The following is an 8254-nucleotide window of genomic DNA, read 5'->3' on the forward strand; positions in this document are numbered from 1 at the left end:
AAGTGCATTGAATCATTGCTGACTTCTTTGATATTGACGAAAAGATAAAAAGCACCGGCAGGTGAGAGAACCGATAACCCGTCAATCTCATTAAACAGTTTTACCGCTTCGTCACGGCGTGCTTTGAATTGTACCCGCATAGCTTCGATATCGCTGTCCGCTTCACCGTTGAGACCGACAATAGCCGCTTTTTGGGTGATACTGTTGATGTTTGAGGTACTTTGGCTTTGAAGCTTTTTGGTTGCTTGGATGATTTCGGTATTGGATGCGGCCATATACCCAAAACGCCACCCCGTCATCGCTACCGATTTAGAAAGACCGTTGATCGTGATAGTACGCTGGTACATATCATCACTTACCGCGGCAGCGGAAGTAAACTCACCGTCGTAAATCAGTTTTTCATACATCTCATCGCTGGCTACGATAACATTTGTCCCTTCCAACACTTTGCCTAACGCGATAAGTTCTTCACGCGAATAGACCGCACCGGTCGGGTTTGACGGAGAGGTGAGGATAAGCATTTTTGTTTTAGGGGTCAATGCTGCCTTGAGCTGCTCAGGGGTAATTTTAAATCCGCTCTCATCGTCGGTCATAATCTCTACGACACTTCCGCCACAGTACATTACAAGCTCGGGATAGGTAACCCAATACGGAGCCGGGATGATCACTTCATCACCCGCTTGTATCGTGCAGGCAAAGAGGTTGTAGAGTGAGTGTTTAGCACCGTTGTTGGCGATGATTTGGTTCGGTTTATAATCCAATCCGTTGTCACGTTTGAGTTTAAGTGCGATAGCCGCTTTGAGCTCAGGAATACCGTCAACGGCGGTGTATTTGGTAAAACCGTCATTGATAGCCTTAATAGCGGCATCTTTGATTACTTGAGGGGTATCAAAATCAGGCTCACCTGCGGAGAAGCTGAGGATGTTTTTTCCTTGTGCTTTGAGTTCTTGCGCTAACGTAGAGATAGCAATGGTAATCGATTCGGAGAGTATATTGACGCGATCGGTTAACATGGATCAGCCCTTGTAAAAATTTTGCGAATTATAGCACGGGAAGAATTATTTTTAGATTGTTTCATTACTAAAATTCGTCGTGACTGGAACGTGACCATTGGTTGGATATAATTTTAAAAAATCAAAAAGCAGTACAAATAGTTTTGAAAAACAAGACCAGCTTCTCTTCACTATTGTTGTTGCTTATGACATCGTCGTTAGGTGCATTGGAAAATAACAGTGCCACCGATGCCACGGAGATCCCTCTCGAAGAGTTGCTCCAAACCGAATACATCCCCGCCAGCCATATTGCTAACCAAATCAGTAATGCAGCTTCAGCCGTCTCGATCGTAACGGCACAGGATATCAAAGATTACGGATACCGTACATTGAGTGAAATCCTCTCAAGTATGCGTGGGCTACATGTACCTCAAAGCTATACCTACTCTTTTTTAGGGGGGCGAGGTTATCCCAGTAACGAATACGCAGGGCGCATTATTGTCTTGATCGACGGATATCGTGCCGATGATAGTATGTTTGGGCAAGCATATCTTGGTAACGACGGGATCCTTGATGTTGCGTTGATCGATCGTGTGGAGTATGTCCCCGGAGGCGGGTCAGCTGGGTATGGGGATGGAGCATTGTTGGGTGCTATTAATATCATCACGAAAAAAGGTTCCGATATTAGCGGCACACAGGTTGCGTTAGGATTCGGTAGCCGCCATGGACGTCAGCAGCGTGTTAGTTTCGGAGAAAAATTAGATAACGGTGCGAACCTACTGATCTCTGCCTCTTCGTTTAATGCCAATGGTAGCATTGAAAAAGATGGCGACAACGATGAAGAAAATAAACGCCTTTTTGCAAAATATGACGCTGAGAGCTTCTCTTTTCAAGGGGCGTATGCGAAACGCCAGATCAATCACCCTACCTATTCCGCCATAGACTCTTTAGTGTATGGGGATGAAAATGCATTTGCTCTCTTCAAATACAATACCGATATCGCTTCAGCTTTGAAACTCTCCTCCTCGTTTTGGTACGGGCACTATATTTACAGCTCTGATTATCTCGATCCCGAAGTTTACCGCTATGAATCCGAGAATATTGCGCAGTGGCATGGCGGTGATGCGAAGCTAATAGGCACGTGGTTTGACAATCATACTATTTCGCTAGGTGTCGGGTATCGCCACGATTATAGATGGCAAGATAGAGGAACTAGTTTTGATATGATTTTCAACGATGTCGATTCATACGATAGTTCTTATCAGCCTCGAAAAACCTATAGTCTTTATGCTTATGATGACTTTGCTATCTCACCCTCACTGAGTCTCAATTATGGGGTTCGATATGAAAAAAGCAATAATGACGTAAAACGAATCCTTAGCCCTCGTGCCTCATTGATCTACCAGCCATGGGATGAGAGTATACTTAAACTCTCTACAGGCGTAAGCAACCGTCAAGCAACACAGAGTGAAGGAGAATGGGATAAACCAGAACGTGCCAAAACGGAGGAACTTGTTTTAGAACAACAGCTTGGATGGCAAACCAAGCTCATAGGTTCACTCTATCGTTATCGCATCAGCGATCGTATCTCCTACGGTAACACTGAGTGTATTATTGCGCGAGGTGCTGAAGTAGAGATTGAAAAGCATTGGGAAGAGGGGATCCGTTTACGTACCAGTTACGCACGACAAAATACCAAAAATTCGAATGGTGAACGTCTCGGTCAATCTCCGTCACATCTTGCGAAGTTTAACCTCTCTACCCCACTTTGGAATGATCAATTACGCATGAGTGCAGAGGCGCAGTACACGGGTAAATATCTCCCCTATACCGGTTCGAGTAACTATCATGATGCGTATACCGTGGTTAATCTCAACCTCCTCGCACGTAAAATCGCACCGAATCTTGATATCAATGTGTTAGCACATGATGTGTTTAAGAAGTCCGATAAGGAAAAAACGACCTACCTTCCTCAATCGGGGCGTACCTTCTGGCTGCAATTGGAGTACACCTTCCAATGAGACAGTTAGTATTATTTTTAATTTTTGTAGTAAGTTTTTTGAGAGCCGATGCCTTGCCGGAATATACGATTAAGGCGGCATATCTTTATAATTTTGCCCTTTTGACCGATTGGCATGATGGGAAGATGTCGGGGGATTTTAATATCTGTTTTTACAAAGAAGATTTTGGTAGCGCTTCGAATGCCCTAAACAATAAGGTGCTGCACAACCAAAATGTAAAAATCTCTACCGTAACGACAGCCGAAGAAACAAAAGAGTGCCAAATAGTATTTATCAGAGAGGGCGAAGAACAACGGGGAGAAAAGTTGATCCAAAAACTTGCCGGTACGTCAGTATTGATCGTGAGTGAGAGCCCGAAGATTAGTGATGCTCATATTACGATGTTGCGTGATAATCGTAAGATCGCTTTTGATATCAATTTAAAACCGATAAAAGCAGCCGATCTGAGTGTCAGCTCACGTCTTTTAAAACTGGCACGTAGGGTAGAACAGTGATCCTCTTTAAAAAATCGTTGAATGATTGGTCGATCCAAAAAAAGCTTATTTATTCAAATATTTTTGGGATTGCTTTTGCCTTTATCCCTGTCATATTTATTATGGTAACGTATGAATATTTTGCGATACGAAGCAATGTTCTCGAAGCAATTCGGGTACAGGCTGATATTGCCGGTGAGAGTTCGGCGGCGGCGATGGCATTTCGAGACAGTGAAGCGGCACAAGATACCCTTTTGGCGCTTCAAGGTGTTCCTGATATGATCGAAGCTCATCTTATTCTATCCGATGGGACTCTATTGGAAAGCTATTATGGAAAGGGTTCAAAGATAAATAAACCTTCGGAAGAGTTTCAAGCCTCAAGAGAGGGTAAAGAGTATCTTACTTTGACGACCGTTACCATTGAAAAACCGATTTTTTTGCGCTCGGAATACGTTGGTTCATTGATTCTCGTCAGCAGTTTGCATAGTCTCTATACTCGAATGGGATGGTACTTATTTATTATCATTATTGCTGCAATACTAGGGTTTGTGTTGGCTCGTATGGTTAGTGAACGTATAAGCAAGATGATTACCGCTCCGCTTATGAATTTGATTGCGGCGACTCAGAAAGTGACGGTAGAGAACGATTATTCAGCTCCTATTTCTGCTGATTCCAAAGATGAAGTGGGAAATCTCTCTCGTGCATTCGGTGAGATGATGACGCAGATTCATAAGCGCGATTTGACGATGCAGCAGTTGGCCTATTATGATAGAGTAACGGGGATTGCTAATCGTCACTTTTTTGAAGAGCGTATTGTACAAGCACTCGGTAATGCTGAACGTTATGGAACTTCATGCTATCTATTGATGATCGATTTGGATGATTTTAAGATCGTCAACGATACTGTAGGGCACCATGTCGGAGATCTCCTATTGCGGCATGTAAGTGAAAGTTTAACAAAAACAATGCGGCAGAATGATAGTATTTTTCGGATCGGCGGGGATGAATTTGCTGTTATTGTTGAAAGTACTTCGGATCACGAATCTGTCGCGCAGATCGCTCAAAAAATTATAAACGCTGTTTCGACCCCTGTGGTGTTGGAAGGTAATAAAGTAAAGGTCGGTGCAAGTATCGGAATCAGTTGTTTTCCAAAATTCTCATCCGATGTACAAACACTGATGAGCACATCGGATTCGGCAATGTATCTGGCTAAAGGGAAGGGGAAAAACAATTATCAGATATATAATCCGCCAATTGTTTAAACTTACATCGGCTTATGCTCCAAATATTGTGGTTTTCCCGTATGAAATCCTTGTGCATAGGTAATGCCCAAATCGGTTACGTTTTGTAAAATTTCTTCGCTTGAGACAAACTCGGCAACCGTGTCGATACCGATACGATGGGCAAAATCGACGATAGCTTCCACAACGATACGATGGCGCGGATTTTCATCGATCGATTTTATAAGTGAACCGTCGATTTTGAGAATATCAACATTGAGTTTGAGGATATTTTCAAAGTTGGAGTAACCGGTTCCGAAATCATCAATGGCAAATTTGACCCCAAAGGCTTTCATTCGGGCTATAAAAGAGGCAGCTTCATCAAAATTCTCAATACCTTCCGATTCCAATATCTCAAAAATTATTCGATTCGAAGTGCCGGTTTGACGGAGAATGTTTTCGATCGTCGTTACGGTACGGTTGTCTAACATATCACTGATGGAGAGATTGATCGAAAATTGTTCATCCCTCGATGCAAACAGATGGCACGCTTGATAGACAACCTCTTGGGTAATATGGTGGTAGAGTTTGGTCTTTTGTGCAATCGGTAAAAAATCATAAGGGGCGATCAACGAGCCGTCTTCATTTTGAATACGTACCAATGTCTCATATTTTGCAATTTTTCCGTTTTCACACGAGACAATTGGCTGATATTGGCAGATAATACGGTGCTCAACTAAAGCTTGACGAATGTGAGCAGACATAGCGATGTTGGCTTGATATTGCTGTTCGATCCCTTCAGATTGGTCGTATACAGAGTAGGGGAGTTTCGCACTTCGTGCTTTATTAAGTGCAACATCGGCATGGATCAGAGGTTTATCACTGTCGATTGCGATTCCGACTGTAGCGCGGACGTGGACGGTTTCCTCCGCGATCATAAAGAATTTCTCGCTTAATAACGAGAGAAGCATTTCGATGTCATGACAAAATTCATTGTGACTACTTCCCTCTTTCATCCGGAATGCAAATTCATCTCCCCCCATACGGTAGGGCTTCAGTTTCATTTCGCTGAGCCAATGGGCAATTTGGCTTAAGAGCCAATCTCCGGTATCAATACCGAAGAAATCGTTGATCTCTTTAAAATCATCTATATTGAGTATCGCAACAGTATTGATATCATTGAGCTGTAAATCTTCTTGGAGCTTAATGCGATTCGGTAGCGATGTTAGATTGTCATAATACAAATGTCGTATTGCTTCTCGCGTTTGTTCGCTAATTTTAATCTCAAGGTTTTTATTAATCGATTCAATCTCTTGAGCGTATTGAATAACACTCTCTTGCATTATTTCAAAGGAATGAATAATTTGGGTAAATTCACGTTGGCTATAGGGAATGTCGAATATGATCTTTTTTCCGAGTTTAAAATTTCGTACTTTTTCAGCAATCAATTTGATCGGTAATAAAAGATGGTTTATCCACACCATCATAAGCCAAAGGATGGCAAAGACACTGACACTGATCCAGCCGTACAATGTATAAAAACGGTTCATAGCTTTAGTGAACTCTTCCCCTGAGTATACAAGGGTGATGGTGCCGATCACTTTAAGGGAGGAGGGTTCCATTAAATTTTCGCTGATTTGGATGGTTTCATGCGATGTTGAGTGATCGTAATGATGATAGTCCAAAATTACATCTCTCTTTGCATCGGATATTTTGAGGGAAATAACTTCTGGACGTTTGGTAATAGCAGAGAGTTTGTCTCCAAAATCGTGTATACCCAGAAAGAGGGCAAGAGATATTGCAGGATTAACCGTATCAATCAGCAGTGCCGCTTTTTCTTTTTGGGAATTGATCGTTAAATCTCGAACAATAAAAAAAGTCACTAAAGTGACAGTAGTAAAGATAATGAAGGTGACAAGGGTAAGTGCCGTAAAAAGTTTAGTGGAAAGGCGGGCATTTTTAAAACGGTTCATTCGACAAGTCTCGCAATCTGAAATAAAGTATCGTTAAATCGGTATTTTCCCTCTTTAAGAGTATTCTTGTTAATGTAAATGATAGTAGAGCGTTCAATGGCAATGGAACCTAAGATACCGAATTCCATATCGTTTACATCATACGAAAAGGTAGGAACGGTGTTGGCTATTCCCCAAGCGGCAATTTTTTTGATCGATGGGGCAGTGGTATGTTGAATGGAGTAAACAAATGTGATCTCTTTGCGTGTCATCAGTTCATCTACCGAAACGGGAAGTGCCGTAAAGGAGAAATTTGAAACTTTTCCATTATGGATTGTATTCATTTCATTAGCAATCAATTGGGCATTCGCTTTTTTGTTAGTATCATAAACAATTGCCAATATTAGCTTAGAGGAGGGTGCTTTGGATGCTAAACGGGTATCCAATGCCATAATTTTAGGGAGCATCCGAATGTGTGTTTGCATCAAAAATGATTCATCAGCTTTTGCAAATAAAAATCCGATCAACAAAAGCAACAAAATACGCATTAAAATTTCCAACCGCTTCTGATCCAGAATGTTCGACCCGATATAGGGTAATCATCGGGATAGGTAGCCGGAGTTGAGGGGTAACGATAGATAGCATTCGTAAGATTTTTTAGAGCACCTTGGAGATAGAATCCGCTACTATCCTCCCACCCTAAAATCAAATCAACTGCGGCAAAGGACTCCATCGAATTTTTTCGTGAATCATTCGGGCGTCTCTCTTTTTCACTGCTGTAACGCCCTAGTACTCCGGCATTGAGTTGAGGCGTAAGGGCATACGAAAACGCCCCTTTCACCATATGAGATGATGCGTAGGGGAGATAGTCGGTCGTTTCTGCGCCTTTGAACGTTTCTCCTCTGATATAGCTATACGAGAGGGCAAAAAGATCATTTTCACCGATACTGCCACGAAATTCCGTTTCCAATCCCGAAATATTCCGCTTACCGATATTTTGATAGATTTTCGTGGTTGTATCGGGGGCGATTTGGTCTTTGTTCTGAAGATAAAACAGATTGATTCCCACCGTCGTATCTAGGGTAGGTTTATAGAGGTATTGGGTTTCATACGACGTAACATGTTCGGGTTCTAAATTGGGATTTCCAATCTTAGCGGGGTGATTTTGAACATACATCTCTCTCAATGAGGGGAGGCGGAAGTTATTACCTACCATGAGTTTGAGGATATGTTGGCGATGGGGCTGATAGACTAATGCCCCTCTGGCATAGGGCTGAAATTCGATATGGGACGCTTTCGTCCCACCTAGATAAAGGGAAAAGGCTAATTGGTCACTGATATCCAGTGTATCATTGATATAGATATCATCCGAATGTCGGCATGCTGATCCCGCATCAATAAATGGGGCAAGGCGCGTATAATCAACAAGGGTTGACCCGCCGGTTCTATTTGTTGTTACGGTGGACATATCAATCATATCTTCGTATTTTGCACTGTAGCCGAGAGTTATTTTATGATTTTTGATACCGGTATAGATAGTTGAAATATTACTATAGAGTAAACGGGTTTTAAAATCCAAATAGGCCCAAAAACCAT

At 42.2% G+C, this 8254-nt stretch carries 7 protein-coding genes; 3 read left to right on the top strand and 4 right to left on the bottom strand.

The window, feature by feature from the left end; all coding sequences use genetic code 11:
- Positions 1–1013: pyridoxal phosphate-dependent aminotransferase (locus A2517_RS03700; RefSeq protein WP_294894260.1), on the bottom strand; the 1013-nt coding region annotated here is incomplete at its 3' end.
- A 143-nt stretch (positions 1014–1156) separates the two neighbouring features.
- Between A2517_RS03700 and A2517_RS03705 the strand changes: the two genes are divergently transcribed.
- From A2517_RS03705 to A2517_RS03715, 3 genes are read left to right on the top strand one after another with little or no spacing between them, the layout of a single operon-like run.
- Positions 1157–3013, top strand: a complete 1857-nt coding sequence (locus A2517_RS03705) for a TonB-dependent siderophore receptor (protein ID WP_294894263.1) — start codon at positions 1157–1159, stop codon at positions 3011–3013.
- On the top strand, positions 3010–3507 hold the full coding sequence (locus A2517_RS03710) for a YfiR family protein (RefSeq protein ID WP_294894265.1): 498 nt from the start codon (positions 3010–3012) through the stop codon (positions 3505–3507). The genes A2517_RS03705 and A2517_RS03710 overlap by 4 nt, the downstream gene beginning before the upstream one ends.
- Complete coding sequence (locus A2517_RS03715; protein WP_294894267.1) at positions 3504–4748, top strand: sensor domain-containing diguanylate cyclase; 1245 nt, start codon at positions 3504–3506, stop codon at positions 4746–4748. The genes A2517_RS03710 and A2517_RS03715 overlap by 4 nt, the downstream gene beginning before the upstream one ends.
- 2 nt (positions 4749–4750) lie before the next feature.
- On the opposite strand, the gene A2517_RS03720 is transcribed toward A2517_RS03715, so the two are convergent.
- From A2517_RS03720 to A2517_RS03730, 3 genes are all read right to left on the bottom strand, one after another.
- Positions 4751–6679, bottom strand: a complete 1929-nt coding sequence (locus tag A2517_RS03720) for a GGDEF domain-containing phosphodiesterase (protein WP_294894269.1) — start codon at positions 6677–6679, stop codon at positions 4751–4753.
- Entirely contained in the window at positions 6676–7206 is a 531-nt protein-coding gene (locus A2517_RS03725) for a hypothetical protein (RefSeq protein WP_294894271.1), read from the bottom strand. The genes A2517_RS03720 and A2517_RS03725 overlap by 4 nt, the downstream gene beginning before the upstream one ends.
- Positions 7206–8254 (bottom strand): TonB-dependent receptor (locus A2517_RS03730; protein WP_294894274.1); only part of this gene is annotated, 1049 nt, incomplete at its 5' end. The genes A2517_RS03725 and A2517_RS03730, both read right to left, overlap by 1 nt.

It is taken from the genome of Sulfuricurvum sp. RIFOXYD12_FULL_44_77 (assembly GCF_001830725.1).
GTDB lineage: Bacteria > Campylobacterota > Campylobacteria > Campylobacterales > Sulfurimonadaceae > Sulfuricurvum > Sulfuricurvum kujiense_A.